Origin of the sequence: Marinobacter persicus, from assembly GCF_002934325.1 — a bacterium.
Taxonomy (GTDB): Bacteria; Pseudomonadota; Gammaproteobacteria; order Pseudomonadales; family Oleiphilaceae; genus Marinobacter; species Marinobacter persicus_A.
Genome location: NZ_PTIV01000001.1, coordinates 1 through 16,181 on the forward strand (window position 1 = coordinate 1; position 16,181 = coordinate 16,181).

18 protein-coding genes are annotated in these 16,181 nt (G+C 59.1%); 9 read left to right on the plus strand and 9 right to left on the minus strand.

What is annotated here, in order from left to right; translation table 11 throughout:
- The 3 genes from BY454_RS00005 to BY454_RS00015 all read right to left on the minus strand — a co-directional run.
- On the minus strand, positions 1 to 481 hold a 481-nt coding region (locus BY454_RS00005), incomplete at its 3' end, for a universal stress protein (RefSeq protein WP_104414580.1).
- A complete protein-coding gene (locus tag BY454_RS00010) occupies positions 453 to 2,075 on the minus strand; it encodes a BCCT family transporter (RefSeq protein ID WP_104414581.1) in 1,623 nt (540 codons plus the stop codon). The genes BY454_RS00010 and BY454_RS00005, both read right to left, overlap by 29 nt.
- A 103-nt stretch (positions 2,076 to 2,178) precedes the next feature.
- Positions 2,179 to 2,733 carry a hypothetical protein gene (locus BY454_RS00015; RefSeq protein WP_258075500.1) on the minus strand — a complete coding sequence of 185 codons (555 nt, stop codon included), beginning with the start codon at positions 2,731 to 2,733 and terminating at the stop codon, positions 2,179 to 2,181.
- 123 nt (positions 2,734 to 2,856) lie between these two features.
- Here BY454_RS00015 and cadR point away from each other — a divergent pair, with 123 nt between their 5' ends.
- Both cadR and BY454_RS00025 read left to right on the plus strand, forming a co-directional pair.
- Complete coding sequence (gene cadR / locus BY454_RS00020) at positions 2,857 to 3,315, plus strand: Cd(II)/Pb(II)-responsive transcriptional regulator (protein ID WP_104414582.1); 459 nt, start codon at positions 2,857 to 2,859, stop codon at positions 3,313 to 3,315.
- Between the two features lie 77 nt (positions 3,316 to 3,392).
- Positions 3,393 to 4,049 carry a cation transporter gene (locus tag BY454_RS00025; RefSeq protein WP_104414583.1) on the plus strand — a complete coding sequence of 219 codons (657 nt, stop codon included), beginning with the start codon at positions 3,393 to 3,395 and terminating at the stop codon, positions 4,047 to 4,049.
- Positions 4,050 to 4,052: 3 nt separating this feature from the next.
- Here BY454_RS00025 and BY454_RS00030 read toward each other — a convergent pair whose 3' ends face one another.
- Positions 4,053 to 4,970 (minus strand): AEC family transporter, encoded by a 918-nt coding sequence (locus tag BY454_RS00030; protein ID WP_104414584.1) that lies wholly within the window; start codon positions 4,968 to 4,970, stop codon positions 4,053 to 4,055.
- A 182-nt stretch (positions 4,971 to 5,152) separates the two neighbouring features.
- On the opposite strand from BY454_RS00030, the gene BY454_RS00035 reads away from it, so the two are divergent.
- Genes BY454_RS00035 through BY454_RS00060 form a run of 6 tightly spaced genes read left to right on the plus strand, consistent with a single transcriptional unit; the run spans position 5,153 to position 10,737 of the window.
- Positions 5,153 to 5,602 (plus strand): c-type cytochrome, encoded by a 450-nt coding sequence (locus BY454_RS00035; protein ID WP_104414585.1) that lies wholly within the window; start codon positions 5,153 to 5,155, stop codon positions 5,600 to 5,602.
- A 14-nt stretch (positions 5,603 to 5,616) separates the two neighbouring features.
- Positions 5,617 to 7,032: a cbb3-type cytochrome c oxidase subunit I gene (locus tag BY454_RS00040; protein WP_104414794.1), complete on the plus strand. Its 1,416-nt coding sequence runs from the start codon at positions 5,617 to 5,619 to the stop codon at positions 7,030 to 7,032.
- Positions 7,033 to 7,092: 60 nt separating this feature from the next.
- Entirely contained in the window at positions 7,093 to 8,061 is a 969-nt protein-coding gene (locus BY454_RS00045) for a 4Fe-4S binding protein (protein WP_104414586.1), read from the plus strand.
- A gap of 14 nt (positions 8,062 to 8,075) precedes the next feature.
- Positions 8,076 to 9,899 carry a nitric oxide reductase activation protein NorD gene (locus tag BY454_RS00050; RefSeq protein WP_104414587.1) on the plus strand — a complete coding sequence of 608 codons (1,824 nt, stop codon included), beginning with the start codon at positions 8,076 to 8,078 and terminating at the stop codon, positions 9,897 to 9,899.
- 10 nt (positions 9,900 to 9,909) lie between these two features.
- Positions 9,910 to 10,485 (plus strand): cytochrome c oxidase subunit 3, encoded by a 576-nt coding sequence (locus BY454_RS00055; RefSeq protein WP_104414588.1) that lies wholly within the window; start codon positions 9,910 to 9,912, stop codon positions 10,483 to 10,485.
- A 12-nt stretch (positions 10,486 to 10,497) separates the two neighbouring features.
- Positions 10,498 to 10,737, plus strand: a complete 240-nt coding sequence (locus tag BY454_RS00060; RefSeq protein ID WP_104414589.1) for a cytochrome C oxidase subunit IV family protein — start codon at positions 10,498 to 10,500, stop codon at positions 10,735 to 10,737.
- Between the two features lie 52 nt (positions 10,738 to 10,789).
- Here BY454_RS00060 and BY454_RS00065 read toward each other — a convergent pair whose 3' ends face one another.
- Genes BY454_RS00065 through BY454_RS00085 form a run of 5 tightly spaced genes read right to left on the minus strand, consistent with a single transcriptional unit; the run spans position 10,790 to position 14,209 of the window.
- Positions 10,790 to 11,164, minus strand: coding sequence for a hypothetical protein (locus BY454_RS00065; protein WP_104414590.1), 375 nt, complete (start codon positions 11,162 to 11,164; stop codon positions 10,790 to 10,792).
- The gene (locus BY454_RS00070; RefSeq protein WP_104414591.1) at positions 11,136 to 11,918 is read right to left on the minus strand and encodes a CbbQ/NirQ/NorQ/GpvN family protein; all 783 of its coding nucleotides are present in this window, start codon (positions 11,916 to 11,918) and stop codon (positions 11,136 to 11,138) included. The genes BY454_RS00065 and BY454_RS00070 overlap by 29 nt, the downstream gene beginning before the upstream one ends.
- Positions 11,915 to 12,664: a hypothetical protein gene (locus BY454_RS00075; RefSeq protein WP_258075501.1), complete on the minus strand. Its 750-nt coding sequence runs from the start codon at positions 12,662 to 12,664 to the stop codon at positions 11,915 to 11,917. The genes BY454_RS00070 and BY454_RS00075 overlap by 4 nt, the downstream gene beginning before the upstream one ends.
- 1 nt (position 12,665) lies before the next feature.
- Positions 12,666 to 13,865, minus strand: coding sequence for a cytochrome D1 domain-containing protein (locus tag BY454_RS00080; protein WP_104414592.1), 1,200 nt, complete (start codon positions 13,863 to 13,865; stop codon positions 12,666 to 12,668).
- A complete protein-coding gene (locus BY454_RS00085) occupies positions 13,862 to 14,209 on the minus strand; it encodes a c-type cytochrome (RefSeq protein WP_104414593.1) in 348 nt (115 codons plus the stop codon). The genes BY454_RS00080 and BY454_RS00085 overlap by 4 nt, the downstream gene beginning before the upstream one ends.
- A 241-nt stretch (positions 14,210 to 14,450) precedes the next feature.
- Between BY454_RS00085 and BY454_RS00090 the strand changes: the two genes are divergently transcribed.
- On the plus strand, positions 14,451 to 16,175 hold the full coding sequence (locus tag BY454_RS00090) for a nitrite reductase (protein ID WP_104414594.1): 1,725 nt from the start codon (positions 14,451 to 14,453) through the stop codon (positions 16,173 to 16,175).
- Positions 16,176 to 16,181 lie beyond the last annotated feature (6 nt).

Sequence of the window (16,181 nt, forward strand, 5' to 3'; positions counted from 1 at the left end):
ATGACCACGGCCAAGTCGATTGCTGGCCGTGACGAATAAACGAACAAAAAGGCGGTAGAGCTGGCTCAGAAGTTAGTTTTTCTACAGCCTCGTTAACCGCCACATACTCCACGGTGGCCTTACGCAACGACCAACGTTTGTTGCTCCCTCGCGACACCAGCACGACCAAGTCACTGGACAGCTGGCCAGCCAATGCCACCAGCTTTTCACCAATATTACCGGCTACCACGTGGATAGTGGCCTCCCGGTTCATCGGCAAGTATTTGCGCACCAACAAATCCAGTTTCTTGTGCACCTCGGCTTCCTTTTCCTCCGGGGCTTCTTCAGCCACGTGCGGGAAGAAACCGCCACCTCCAGGGCTATAAACACTGGCCAGATGCAGCTCCCCGTCCTCGTCCAGGAGATCCAGGCCGGCGTCCAGGGCCCGCTTACCTTCATGATCGTCTTCGGGATCAATGGCGATCAGCAGCTTCCGATACATACTCATTCTCCTGTTTCGATTCGCTCTCGATGGCTTCCACCTCGGGAAACGCACGGCCCTGGACCAGCTCTGTCACGTCATAGCCACGGTAATCGGCCCGCAAGGCCCTGAAAAGGGACGCAGCCATGAACAGCAGCAATAGACAGAAAGGCAGGCCCAATGAGGTAATCACGTTCTGCAGGGCATCCAGGCCGCCTGCCAGTAGCAGTGTAGCAGCCACCACACCCTGGGCCGCTGCCCAGAAAATGCGCTGGTGCACCTGGGACGGCTGGTCCTCACGGCGGGTCAGGGTATCAATCACCAGGGAGGCCGAGTCTGACGACGTGGTGAAGAAGATCACGATAATCACCACACTCAGGGCCGAGGCCACATCCGCCAAAGGGAAGGCTTCCAGAAACGCAAAAATGGCCACGGACGGATCCTGTTGCACCTGCTCCGCCAGGGCCACCTGGCCACTGGATTCCACCTGAATGGCGGACAGCCCAAAGACACCAAACCAGACCAGGGTGAAAGCTGTGGGAGCAAACAGCACCCCGGCGACGAACTCACGAATAGTGCGCCCCCGGGAGATACGGGCGATAAAGATACCGACATACGGGGCCCAGGAAATAGTCCAGGCCCAGTAGAACAGCGTCCATTTTCGCTGCCAGTCGGTTTCCTTGAAGGTTTCCGTCCAGAAGGCCAGCCATGGCAGGGCGTCAAAATACTCACCAATGCTCTGCACCATGCCTTCGGCAATAAAAATGCTGGGGCCAACGGTTGCCACGAACAGGATCAGCACGATCGCCAGCACGATGTTCAGCTGGGACAGACGGCGCACCCCCTTGTCCAGCCCCAGGGCCACCGAGGTGGCCGCAATGGAGGCAATCACGGCGATCAATACCACCTGTACAAAACCATTGGATGGCACACCAAAGAGATAACTCAGGCCGCTGTTCAGCTGCAATGTGCCCAGCCCCAGTGACGTGGCAACGCCAAAGAGCGTGCCCAACACCGCAATAACATCAATCGCCCAGCCCCAGGGCCCAAACGCTCGCTCGCCCAGGATCGGATAGAACAGGCTACTGATGCGCATGGGCAGGTTGTGGCGGTAGGCAAAATAACCAATGGCCAGGCCCGGCATGGCGAAGATGGTCCAGGTGTGCAAGCCAAAGTGATAGAGACTGATGGTCATGGCGTCGCTCGCCGCCTTTTCGGTACGCGGCTGCACGCCATCAAACGGCGGACTGGCAAAGTGGGAAACCGGCTCAGCCACGCCCCAGAACATCAGGATGGTACCAATGCCCGCAGCAAAGAGCATGGTGAACCAGGTAAGGTTGGAATAGTCCGGCCGACTGTCATCGCCACCCAGGCGGATGGTGCCATAGCGACTGGTAGCCAGCCCCAGCAGGAAGATCAGCAGGGAACTGACCGCCAGTATGTAGAACCAGCCCAGGTTGCGGGCCACCCAGCCGGTCAGTATGCCAAAACTGCCAGCCACCTGTTGGTCAAAAGGAACCGCCAGGGCGACAAACAATGCCGCGATGCCAGCCGAGGTAAAGAAAATCCCGGGTATTGTCTGCAGCCCTAACCGCCGTTGCAGGCGCTCCAGCACATGAGCCTCCGTTGACCGTTTATCCGTTAACTATTTAATAGCAAGGCACCTACCTTACCATAGGCCAGGCGGAGACATTGACTGGCGTGTTGTTGCCGCTGACTTAACGGTTACGCCAGCCCTGGGCCTGATTCTCCAGCATCTGTTCCATCATCAGCTGCATCTGGTCCATTCGCATCTCCATCCGGTCCAGACGCTGACTGTCATCCATGGCGGTGTCGCCCGAGCGATTATTCCGGGCGTTACCGGGCTGCCGGTTGCCCTGACTATTCATCATGCCTTGGCCCTGACCTTGGCCTTGGCCGCCACCCATCATGCCCTGGCGGTTGTTATTCATCCCCTGGCCACCACCCATCATTCCCTGACGGTTGTTGTTCATGCCCGGGCCATTGCCCATCATTCCCTGACCCATCATGCCACCATGCATCATCTGCATGTGCTCCTGCATGGCCTGGAAATGCTGTTCCCTTAGACGCTGTCGCTCAGCGTTGGACGTGGTATTACGCATCTGTTGCATCATCGCCTGCATTTCGGCCATATGCTGCTGCATTTGCTGCACACGTTCCTGGTTCATGGCGCCGGCATTTCCCTGGGCAGACGCCAGTAACGGCGAGGCGGCCAGTAAGGAACAGGCAATTAAACGGGAGAACTTGTTCATGACACCCTCCTTGACAGTTGTTCGTCGCTGTATCATTCCTCAGTAAAGACGATACCAGCGGTCTTTGCCGAATCAGACCCAACGGCGGGACTGAATACCTCCCTACAGGATAGGACGAATCCCTTGAGAATCGGAGAAATTTCAGAAAAATCCGGAATCCCCAGCGAGACCATCCGCTACTACGAAAAAATAGGGCTTCTGCCAGCTCCGGAACGCCAGGACAACGGCTATCGCGCGTACCAACAGGCTCATCTCGAACGCCTGCTGTTTATCAAACGGTGTCGGAGCCTGGACATGGCCCAGGACGAGATCCGCGAACTCATCCAGTTGGCCGATCACCCGGACGCCGACTGCAGCGAGGTGGATGCCTTACTGGTTCGTCACCTCAACCACGTCCGGGAACGATTGCAGGAACTGAGTAATCTGGAAGCCACACTGGAACGCCTGCAGAGTGCCTGCTCACAGGGGCGCACGGTGGCCGAGTGCGGCATTCTGGAAGGCCTGACATCGGAAGTGGGCGACCCAGAAAGCACCGACACCGACAACCACATTCCCGGCACCCACGGACACGGCCACAACTGACACGGCCGAGCCCTTGACCCTAAAGCAACTACAGGGTTTTAAATAGAGCTATTCAAATCCGGTCAAGAGGTCATCTTATGGCATGCAGTTGTTCCGCTCCGTCTCCCAAATCGCCGGCCCCGGGCTTTCGCCGGGCCCTCTGGATCGCCCTTTGGGTCAATCTGGCCATGTTTCTGGTCGAGGGTATTGCGAGCCTTCAGTCCGGTTCGGTGTCCCTGATGGCGGATGCGATTGATTTCTTCGGCGACAGTGCCAACTACGTGTTGTCTCTGAGCGTACTGGGCATGGGCATGCTCTGGCGGGGACGAGCCGCCATGGTCAAGGGCCTTACCATGGCCGTGTTTGGCCTGGTGGTCTGGGGCCGGGGTATCTGGGTGATGCAAAGTGGCATCACCCCCGAGCCCCTGACCATGGGTCTGGTGGGTTTTCTGGCACTGGCGGCCAACGTCAGTGTGGCCGCCCTGCTGTTCCATTACCGGGACGGCGATTCAGACATGCGCTCGGTCTGGTTGTGCAGTCGTAACGATGCCATTGGCAATATCGCGGTCATGACCGCAGCCCTCGGGGTCTTTGGAACCGGCACGGCCTGGCCGGATCTGATAGTTGCCGGAATCATGGGAACACTCGCATTTACCGCCGGTATCAGCGTGGTGCGCCACGCCCGTTCCGACATTGCCGGTGCCAGAGTTAATGCCAGGGAGGCCAGCGAGGTATCCCAGGGCGGGCTCAACTGAGCCTCAAAACACCAGCGCAATCATCACCGGAATAAACCCCAGGGCAAACAGGGTACTGAGCAACGTGGTGCCCGCTGCCTGCCGGGGCGAGGCATCCAGCAGGGTGGCGATGACTACGGTGTTGGCGGCGATGGGGGTAATGGAGATCAGGAAGATGGCCTGGTACACCGCCCGGTCATAAATCCCCAGCCAGTTCGCATCCAGCCACCAGAAAGCCAGGGCCAGTAACGGCCAGACCACGAACTTGCCGAAAAACGCCAGGCCGGTGAATACCGGGTTCCCCGCCAGCCCCCGGAAGCTGAGAATGCTCATGCCGATGATCATCATGCCCAGAATGCTGTAAGCCCCCCGCAGATTATCGAACAGCGGGACAAACGGCTCGGGAATGGAGACGTTCGCCAGGTTCAGCAACACCGCCGCCACGAAGGCATAGACCGAGGGCAGCCGGGCCACCCGCACCAGGGCATCGCGGATGCTGTATTTGCCCCGCGCCGCCAGGTAAAAGCCCACCGAATTCTCGAACAGCGTCGTGCCCAGCATGCAGACGATATAGAGCGCCAGTCCTTCCTCGCCAAACAGCAGCAAGGCTACGGGAATACCGAAATACCCGGTGTTGCCCGTGCCCACCGACAAGGGAATCACAGCCGCGCTGCCATCACTCAACAGGCGCCGCGCCAGGACCATGTGGCCCAGGGCAACCAGAGTACAGAAGCCGAACACCAGCCCGGGCAAAAGGATCACTTCCGGGCTCAGGGGCGCGGCCATGACCCCGGAAAACACCACGGAGGGCGTGACGATGTACAGCATGATGCCAGCAATATGGCGCCCGCTGGCCTGCAGGTATCGGCCTGCAATCCAACCCAGGGCTACCGTGATATAGAGCGGCAGTAATTTGATAAATAGCGCCAGCGCTGCGGCCATCAGCTCTCCAAAAAAGGCATATCCAAACAGCGTTGCAGTCTAACACCTACCCCCCAGGAGGTAACTCCCCGGCGCAATGGTGAAATCTCAGATTCTCTTTGATAATCATCAATAGCATTTTGAATGCATGTTTATATCCTAGTGTGGCAGTCAGGTATTCCAAAAACCGAGGAGAGAGACCTATGGCCGAGCGCTTTACCAAAAGCATGGCCAGGAACATATATCTGGGGGGAAGCGTTTTCTTCGTCCTGCTGTTCCTGGCCCTGACTTTTGACACTCAGGTTCGGGCGATGCCCGAGCGGGATAACCGTGATCAGCTCACCGAAGAGGTGGTGCGCGGGAAACACCTGTGGGAAGAGAACAACTGCGTCGGTTGTCATTCCATCATGGGCGAAGGCGCCTATTTTGCGCCCGAACTGGCCAACGTGTTTGATCGCCGGGGCGGCGGTAACACAGAGGTCTTCAAGTCCTATATGCGCGCCTGGATGAGCAGCCAGCCCACCGGGATTCCTGGTCGCCACCAGATGCCGGATTTCAATCTGACCCAACGGGAAATCGATGATCTGGCAGCATTCCTGGAGTGGACATCCAAGATCGACGACAACGGCTGGCCGCCCAACATTGAGGGCTAAGGAAGCAAATAATGATGAAATACGAATCTCAAAGGGTCGCCATGCCCTACTTCGTCTTTGCCCTGATTCTGTTCGCCGGCCAGATTGTGTTCGGCCTGATTCTGGGTCTCCAATACGTTGTCGGTGATTTCCTGTTCCCGGAAATTCCTTTCAACGTGGCGCGGATGGTTCATACCAACCTGCTGATTGTCTGGTTGCTGTTCGGCTTCATGGGCGCAACCTACTACCTGGTGCCGGAAGAGGCCCAGACTGAGCTTCACAGCCCGTTACTGGCCTGGATTCTGTTCTGGGTGTTCGCCGCAGCCGGCACCCTGACCATCCTGGGTTACCTGTTCGTGGACTACGCCACACTGGCGGATGTCACGATGAACAAGCTACTGCCCACAATGGGGCGTGAGTTCCTTGAACAACCCACGATCACCAAGATCGGCATAGCCGTGGTGGTGGTTGCCTTCCTTTACAACATCGGCATGACCGCCCTGAAAGGTCGCAAGACCGTGGTCAACATCGTGCTGATGACGGGTCTCGTGGGTCTGGCTGTACTCTGGCTGTTTTCCTTCTACAACCCGAGCAACCTGACCCAGGACAAGTACTTCTGGTGGTTCGTGGTGCACCTGTGGGTAGAGGGTGTCTGGGAATTGATCATGGGCGCCATCCTGGCCTATGTGCTGATCAAGCTGACTGGTGTGGATCGGGAAGTGATCGAGAAATGGCTGTACGTGATCATTGCCATGGCGCTGATTACCGGCATCATCGGTACCGGTCACCACTTCTTCTGGATCGGGCCGCCCGAGTACTGGCTGTGGCTGGGCTCTGTATTCTCCGCGCTGGAACCCCTGCCGTTCTTCATGATGGTGATCTTCGCCTTCAACATGATCAACCGGCGCCGGCGTAACCATCCCAACAAGGCCGCCATGCTCTGGGCCATGGGCACTACCGTGATGGCCTTCCTGGGTGCCGGCGTATGGGGCTTCCTGCATACCCTGGCTCCGGTGAACTGGTTCACCCACGGCACCCAGATAACCGCCGCTCACGGCCACATGGCCTTCTACGGCGCCTATGTGATGATCGTGCTGACCATCATTTCCTACGCCATGCCGATCATGCGGGGCCGCCCCTACGGCAACAGCAATACGGCGCAAATCGTGGAAATGTGGGGGTTCTGGCTGATGACCATCTCCATGGTGTTCATCACTCTGTTCCTGACCGGTGCGGGCATCCTGCAGGTATGGCTCCAGCGCATGCCGGAAAGCGGGGACGCCTTGTCGTTCATGGCGGGGCAAGACCAGCTCTCCGTGTTCTACTGGATGCGATTTGTAGCCGGTACCTTCTTCATGGCCGGTCTGGTGATTTATCTGGGCAGCTTCTTTATCAAGGGTGCGGCAGCGCCCGCCGAAGAAGTCCGCGGCCCAGCCACTGAAGACGCCTGATACGGCGCAACCGCCGGGGCCTGCGGGCCCCGGCAACACCCCGAATTCTGGACAACGCCCGTGCATGCACAAACCGTTAACCCGAAAGAGACTGTTCAGCCAAAGGACACGCTGCAGCACAAACGCCTGATTACCCGCACAGCCTTCTTTGCGCTGTTCCTGCTTGCACCTGCGCTCAATATTTTCCGCTACGATCTGACCGAAACCCGATTCATCCTTTTTGGTTTCCCGCTGTCGTTCAACCTCAACATTGACTGGGTCATTCAGAGCACACCGGCAGAAGTGGCCGGGCAGATCCTGTTCTGGTTCGTGCTGCCCATTCTGGTGCTGGTGCCAATTGTTCTCTGGATCGCCTTCAAGTGGGGACGCCTTTACTGCGGCTGGCTGTGCCCGCACTTCTCTGTGGTCGAGACCATCAACGACCTGATGACCCGCATCACCGGCCACCCGACCCTGTGGGAGGCCTTGCGCAAAGGCACCACCGGCAAACTGGTGCACTGGGCCGGCCTGATACTGGTATGCAGCCTGATCGGTTTTTCCTGGGCACTGGCCCTGCTGTCTTACCTGCTGCCCCCCATTCCGTTGTACCTCGACCTGGTTACCGGGCAGCTGTCGCTTTACCCCACGATTTTCCTGGCAGTCGCAACCACCGTCTTTACCTGTGACTTCCTGTTTGCCCGGCATCTGTTCTGCAAATACGGCTGCGCCTTTGGTTTGGCCCAGAGCATTGCCTGGATGGCCAATGGCCGCGGCCGGGTGGTGACGTTCGACACCAAACGCGCCGCTGCCTGTCGCGACTGCACCAAGGCCTGTGATATCGCCTGCCCCATGCGACTGCCCACCCGCAGCCATAAACGGGCAAAATTCTCCTGTACCCAATGCCTGCAGTGCGTCAGCGCCTGCCGCGAGGTGCAGAAAAACAACCCCGAGGGCTCCCTGCTAACCTGGGAGCCGGGAACACCTGGCAAGCAGACGGTGCTGATCCCCGTCCGTCAGGTGGACGCCAACCCGCGCCAGAGCCGCGCCTGAGCCGAGGAGCCGATATGGAAGAGTGGGTCGGACTGAAATGGCACGACTACGTAACCCGCCAGGCCATGGGCGAGTTTCCCGAATACGCCGTGCACCTGAAAGACGAGGCCCGGACTCTGGGCATCCTGTTCCGGGCCATGGGCGGTGATCCTGCCCTGAGTCTGGTGACCGCCGAGCCCCGGCATTTCCAGTTGCGCCGCAAATTCCTGCAGAAACTGGCCGGCACCCATCGAAAGTTTGAGCTGGCCTGGCGCGACGAGGAAAGTCTGCGCCTGCCCGACAGGCTGGCACTGTTTCCCTCAACGCAGGTCAACCGGGAGCTGTATATCTGGCTGGCCGCCCTGGCTTCCCTCGGGGAAATACATCACCACAGCTGGCTGGAAGGCAACCAGGCCATGGTGCAGGACCTGCTCACCCGCTGGCCCGGGCTGGAGCCGGTGTACCAGCGACTGGTGAAACACACCCTGCAATGGCGCCCACACCCCGACAGCCTGCCCGGCAACGAGGCCCGGCGCGAACAGGCCATTCGCCAGGCCCTGATTCACCCCGGCAGCGTGCTGGAACTGCCCGATGCACTCACCGATCCCTGGCCGGTCGTCCTCTGGCTGTATCCGGTTCTGGGCCGGGGTCAGGTAAAGGGCCAAGTTACTGGCGATGACAACACCGCCTCCAGCCCCGGCGGCCTGTCGAAAAAACGCAAACGCCGACGCGCCGAGCGGGTGGATGCCTTCGACAAGGACCAGGGGCTGATGCTGTTCCGCCTGGAGAACCTGTTCTCCTGGTCCGAGTTCATCCCCGTGGACCGGGCCGGCGACGACAGCGAGGAAGAAGACGCCGACGCGGTGGCTGACGACATGGACATGATTTCCGTCTCCCAGGACCGCAGCGAGGCCTCGTCCGCCATCAAGTTCGATCTGGATCTGCCCTCGGAAGAAAACGACGACCTGCGCCTGGGCCCCGGCATTCACCTGCCGGAGTGGGACTGGCGGCGCCAGGGCTACCGGGAAAAGTTCTGCTGCCTGCAACCAATGCTCAGCAAGGATGCGATCCCCGGCCCCTTACCCGAGCACCTGCAGCGCCCGGCCAGGACCCTGCAGCGCCAGTTCAGCGCTCTCAAACCCTTGCGACAGTGGCAGCGCCGCCAGCTGGACGGCGAAGAACTGGACCTGGATGCCTGCCTGGACCGGGTGGTGCAGCAGCATCAGGGCGTGGGCGAGATGGACCAGAAACTGTTCCGCCAGTGCAAACAGAACCAGCGCGACCTGGCCTGCCTGGTCCTGGCCGATGTCTCACTGTCCACTGACACCTTCATCAACAACAACCAGCGGGTGATCGATATCGCCCGGGACGGTCTGCAGCTATTAAGCGAAGCCCTGACCGCCAGCCGGGACCCGTTCGCCCTGTTCGCGTTCTCCTCCAGGCGGCGGGATCACGTGCGCTTCCACCACATCAAAAGCTTTGATGAGCCCTACAACGACACCAGCCGGGGCCGTATCCAGGCGCTGGAACCGGGCTATTACACCCGCATGGGCGCGGCAATCCGCCAGTCCATCAAGTTGCTGCAAGCCCGCCCGGAACACCAGAAGGTCCTGCTGCTGCTGACTGACGGCAAGCCCAACGACCTGGACCTGTACGAGGGACGCTACGGCGTGGAAGACACCCGCATGGCCGTTCAGGAAGCCCACCGGGCCGGACTCACCCCGTTCTGCGTGACCATTGACGAAGAGGCCAACGAATACCTGCCCTATGTGTTCGGCAGCACCAACTACGTGGTGATCAAAGACCCCACACAGTTACCCAGCCAGTTGCCCAAGCTGTACATGAACCTGACCCGATAACGGAGCACCCATGGCGCAAACCCAGGCTGCCCAGCACAAACACCTGCCCGGCGACCTCGCCGTCTGGTTCTTCATCTTCGCGGAACTGGCGGTGTTCGGCATCCTGTTCATCGGCTTCGGCGTGGCGCGGAGCCTGGCCCCAGCTACCTTCAGTGCTGGCCGCGCCGCCCTGCACCCCTGGACCGGACTGATCAACACCATCGGCCTGATCACCGCCAGCTACCTGGTGGCCTGCGCCGTCAAACGCCTGCGGCACGAGAAAACCGGCACCACCGCCCTACTCGTTGGCGCCATCGCGGCGTCTTCGATCTATACCTTCGGCAAACTCTGGGAATACGGCGTGCTTTACGCCGACGGCTACAACCTGGGCACCGACACCTTCTTCATGTTCTATTTCTTCCTCACCTTCTTCCACTTCATGCATGTGGTCCTGGGCCAGATCATCCTGGTGGTGCTGGCGGTGAAGGTGAGAAAAGGCGACTACCACACCAACAACATGAACGGCATGGAATCCGGCGCGTCCTACTGGCACATGGTGGACCTGGTATGGCTGGTGCTATTCCCGATGCTTTATGTACTGGCCTGAGGAGGTGAGCCAATGTTAGCCGTCTACATCGCCCTGATGGTCTGCACCATGCTGCCGGTGATTGTCATGCAGGCAGGGGCTGACATGACGGTTCTGGTCTGGCTGGTATTCGCGCTGGTGCTGGTAAAGGCATTGTTGCTGGTGGACCACTTCATGGAGATGAAGCATGCGCCCTGGGGCTGGCGGTTTGCGGCGCAGGGCTGGGCCGTGGTGGTGGTTGCCGTCCTGGCGGGTGTTCATGCTGTCGGCTAGAGCGCTTTTTGGAAAGGCCTTCCCGACCGACCGCCACCCCCAAAGTACGCAGCTACATTAAGCGCCGCGGAAAATAAGGAGGCTTCCCGCCAATAGCCTGCGCCAAGGCAATCATCCCCCACAACACGAACGATGTATGAAGCACGATGGCCCAGACAATGGCAGCCGTCCAGAACTGGCCGGTGTTGCCATAGATGGCCCAGGAAACCGCCACCCCAGAGATAATCAGAAACGCCCCGAGCACCGACATACACGCTCCGGCCCTGGCATGGGCACGGCGCAGAGGCCGGCTCTGGTCCGTGTTCATCGCCATCCACACCAGCACCGCAAAGCTGATAATCGGCAACGCCAGCAGGTTCAGCAGATACCAGACCACCGGCATGATGGCGCCTTCCACCTCATCCTTTCGATTCGCCGAATAACGCATACACTACCTCCATCAGTGCTCTGACTGTTACCGCATCGTCCGACAACGGTTCAATCAACCCCGCACGACAGGCTTCGATCGGCGACACACCCGAAGCCATCAGGTAGGCCGTGTGAATCAGCAGTCGTGTGGATGCGGCCTCTTCCAGATCGTGGTCTTTCAAATTTCGCAACGACGCGGCCAAACTAACCAGTTGCCCCGCCAATGCCTCACTGCAGCCGCTTTCCTTCTGGACAATAACCTGCTCCACCTCCGGTTCCGGGTAATCAAAGCTCATGGACACAAACCGCTGCCGAGTGCTGGGCTTCATGCCTTTAAGCAGGCTCTGGTAGCCAGGATTGTAAGACACCACCAGCATGAAACCGGGCGCAGCCTTCAGCAGCTCGCCGGTGCGCTCAATGGGCAATTCACGACGATCATCGGCCAGCGGGTGCAGGACCACCGTGGTGTCCTTGCGGGCCTCGACCACTTCATCCAGGTAACAAATGCCCCCTTCCCGAACGGCTCTGGTTAGCGGGCCGTCCTGCCAATAGGTGCCATCCGGCCCGATCAGGTGCCGGCCCACCAGATCCGATGCGGTAAGGTCATCGTGGCAAGCAACGGTGTACACCGGGCGGTCCAGCTTTTCCGCCATGTGGCGGACAAAGCGGGTTTTACCGCACCCCGTCGGCCCCTTGATCAGGACCGGCAGGCCATTGCCGGCGGCGGCAGTAAACAGTTCCACTTCATTACCTACTGGCTGGTAAAAGCTCATGAACGGGATTCCTCTACATCATTGGATTCGGGCGGCCTGAAACCGGACACCCATTCCGGGAAGATACGAAATATCTGGCGGTCATCAAGGCGATGTATTCTGGCCAGGGCATTGAGACAAGCCCGGGTGTTTGTGCTTTCAGGAAGGGGGGCTGGCGCGTACCAGCCAGCACCGGACACCGGCTCACCCTGCCAGGTGACCACCATTCCCTGAGTTTCCAGCATGGGGCGCACCAGCCCCAGCTCGGAAACCGCGGCGTGGGTGTTGTTGTGCAATAAAAGCCCCAGGGCCGAGCTGAAATCGCCCGCTTCATAGATTTGTCCCGGCTCGGGGGAAACCCCTTCCGCCGCCAGGGCTTCGAGAGCCAGGGCCCCAGCCAACGGATCATCACCGGCAACCATGGAAACATCACGCCCCTGGAGCTCAGAAAGCGAGCCTACGCCGGCGGTCTTACGGGTGACCCAGACGGGGACAGGATGCTCACCGTCGCGGTTAACGGCGCTTAGCAGCAAAGTGCCCTCGGTGTTGCCAGCGCGAAAGATTAGCTCGCCGCGGGGCTTACCATTGAACAGTAAATTCGCAACACACTTGGCCCCTTCCAGATAATTCTGAAGCCGGTGACTCGCAACGATGGTGGAACGTGCCTCGGTAAACACCTGCAATACCAATGGGTCGGCAGCCCGTGCCATGTCGGCGACCGCCCCGGCAAGAATCAGGGCTGACATCAATGCCGGCGCTCGCTTCACGCTAGAGCCCCAGCGCATGCGCCCGGTTGGTAAAGAAGATACCCGAGGGACTCTTTGCGTCCAGGGTGGCTACTTTTTCCAGGGTGCGGGTGTTGTAAACGGTTATGCGGTTGCTATCCCGTGCAGAGACCCAGACTTCTTCACCGCGAGGGGTAAATTCCATGTGAAGCACTGACTTGCCTGGTTCCAGGGTACGGATGATTTCGTGGGTCCGGGAATCAAGCACCTGGATCACGTCATTACGCGGGTGAGCAAAGCTGACCCAAATCTGGCGACTGTCCGGACTGGCCATGACAAACACCGGTTGCCCATGTACCGGAATACGGTCCACCAGTTCCCAGCTTTCCATGTCAGCCACCAGCACCTGGTGGTGCCCAACGGCTGGCACAAAAGCGGTACCATCGGCAATGGCCCACCCTTCCAGGTGCGGCATTTTGTAGACCGGCAAACGCTTTTCGCCTTTGCCATATCCCGGCAGGATGGTGGTGACACCCTGCTCGGGCTGCCAGAGATCCAGCATCGACAGACCGTCCTCACCAAACAGACCAGCGATGTAATAGCGACCATCCGGGGTGATCAGGCCGTCATAGGGGGCTTTGCCGGCATCGAAACGGGAAACCTCGGGAGGGCTCGTCAGCATATCCACCGTCCAGATCTCGTTGGCGTCGAACAGGCTGAACACAAAGCGGTTACCCGGTGCATCCACCAGGCCCACGGTCTTGGACTGGGCGGGCTGGCCTTCGGCGTTGGTGTATTCCGCCGGGATCTCCATCACCAGTTCCAGGGTGTCACTGTCAAACACATTCACGCCGCCCGGCTCATAATTGGAGACCGCCACGTATTCGCCATCCTGGGAGATGGCGCCACCGATACTATTGCCAGACTGAATCACTCGCTTGTCGATCGTCTGGGTGAGCAGGTCCACTTTCGTAAGCCCGCCATCGCGCCCGAACACATAGCCATAGCGGGCATCCCGGGAATACACCACGGAGGCGTGGGAGAGATCCCCCAGGCCCGTCACACGCCCCAGGATTTCATGCTCGGAGTGGTCGATCACAAGGACCGAACCGGCGGCCCGCTCGACCACGAGGCCAAGGTCGCCAGTGCCACGCAGGGTCGCCTGCTCGGTCATGCCCATGGACTGGCACCCGGTGACCAGTGTTGCCAACGTCAGGATCATCAGTGCAAACAACGGTTTCATCGCGCATCCTTGGTTTCATCGGTGAGCAGGGCGCCGGATTTCAGTTGCCGGCTAATCCAGAAAATCTGTTCATCGGTGAGCAACGGTTTCCAGGGCGGCATTGCCGTACCATCCACGCCCTCTTTGATAATCGCCGCAATACTTTCCACCGACTGCTGCTTCAGGTTATCCGGGCGAAGTGGCGGGCCCAGGCCTCCGCGCATGGTCAGCCCATGGCAGGAGCCGCAATCCTGGATCACCATATTGGCCAGTTCGGCCCGGTTTTCCGGTGCCCCGGCAAAGGCTCCGCCTGCCAACAGCATCAGGCCCGCTGCAACTCCCCGCCTGTAATTGCATTTTTTCATTCATCGGTCTCCCGAAATGGCGCTGCCTACCTGCTACGGCGCCCTGAGTCTGAGCGATTCGCCTCGAAGGTTCCTTAACATTGATATTGCTTAAATTAATTCAGCGTATCCACTGGCCATTCGATATAGCCATGGAGGGGTACTCTCTTGAAAAGTGGCAGATGTATGACATTAATCAATGTTTAGAACCCCTAACAAGAGAAACCTAGGACCTACTCTTGAACCCCAAGGAGAGCACCTGATGAGAGCAAAAACCATGATGATCAAGCCGCTGGTTATGGCTGTGGCCATCACCTCCATGAGCGTTATGACGGCCCAGGCCGCTTCAAAAGACCCCGACAAGTCCGAGCTGGCCTATAAAGGCGCACCCAGCGCTGTTGACCCTGACTCGGCAAAAAGCGTACGCACCCCCGGCGCGCCGGATATGAGCGTGCAGGAATTTGAGCGCGCCAAGCAAATCTACTTCGAGCGTTGTGCCGGCTGCCACGGCGTGCTTCGGAAAGGCGCCACGGGCAAACCCCTGACACCGGATATCACCCAGGAACGCGGACTGGACTATCTGAAAGCCTTCATCAGCTACGGCTCCCCTGCCGGCATGCCGAACTGGCTGACCTCCGGTGAGTTCACAGAAGAAGAAGTCGAGCTGATGGCCAAGTACATCATGCATGAGCCGCCGGTTCCGCCGGAATTCAGCATGGCGGACATGAAGGAAACCTGGGAGGTGATCGTACCGCCGGAGGATCGCCCCACCAAGCAGATGAACGACCTGAACCTGAAGAACCTGTTCAGCGTCACCCTGCGGGACTCCGGCCAAATTGCTTTGATTGACGGTGAATCGAAGGAAATTGTGAAGGTTCTCGACACCGGCTATGCGGTGCACATTTCCCGCATGTCTGCGTCCGGGCGCTATGTATTGGTCATTGGTCGCGACGCCAAGATCAACATGATTGATCTGTGGATGAAAGAACCGACCACCGTTGCCAAAATCAAGGTTGGCATGGAGGCGCGTTCCGTTGAAACCTCCAAGTACAAAGGCTGGGAAGATAAATACGCCATTGCCGGTACCTACTGGCCGCCGCAGTTCGTGATCATGGATGGCCAGACCCTGGAGCCAAAGAAAATCGTGGCTACCCGTGGCATGACCGTGGATACTCAGGAATACCATCCCGAGCCTCGCGTTGCCGCCATCGTAGCGTCCCATGAACATCCCGAGTTCATTGTTAATGTCAAGGAAACCGGCATTATCAAGTTGGTTAACTATGAAGACCTTGAAAACCTCCAGGTTACCAACATTGAAGCGGCCCGTTACCTCCATGATGGCGGTTGGGATGCCAGCATGCGGTACTTCATGACCGCCGCCAACAATTCCAACAAGATTGCCGTGGTTGACTCCAAGGAACAGGAACTGGAAGCCATGGTGGATGTGGGCAAAATCCCGCACCCCGGTCGCGGCGCCAACTTCGTGGACCCAGAGCATGGTCCTGTCTGGGCTACCAGCCACTTGGGGGACAACACCATCCAGATGATTGGCACCGACCCGGAAGGTCATCCGGATAAAGCGTGGAAAGTCGTCCGTACCCTTGAAGGCCAGGGCGGCGGCTCCCTCTTTATCAAGACCCATCCGGAATCTGACAACCTCTGGGTTGACACCGCGCTGAACCCCAATGAGGACGTCAGCCAGAGCGTGGCGGTCTTCGACATCAACGACCTTGATGCCGGTTATGAAGTACTGCCGATTGCAGACTGGGCCGACCTTGGCGAAGGCCCCAAACGTGTCGTGCAGCCGGAATACAACTACGCGGGTGACGAAGTCTGGTTCTCTGTCTGGAACTCCCAGGACAAGAACTCCGCCATTGTGGTGGTTGACGATGAAACCCGTGAACTGAAGAAGGTGATCAAGGACGAGCGGCTGGTCACACCGACCGGTAAGTTCAACGTCTACAACACCCAGCACGACGTGTACTAAGCCGAC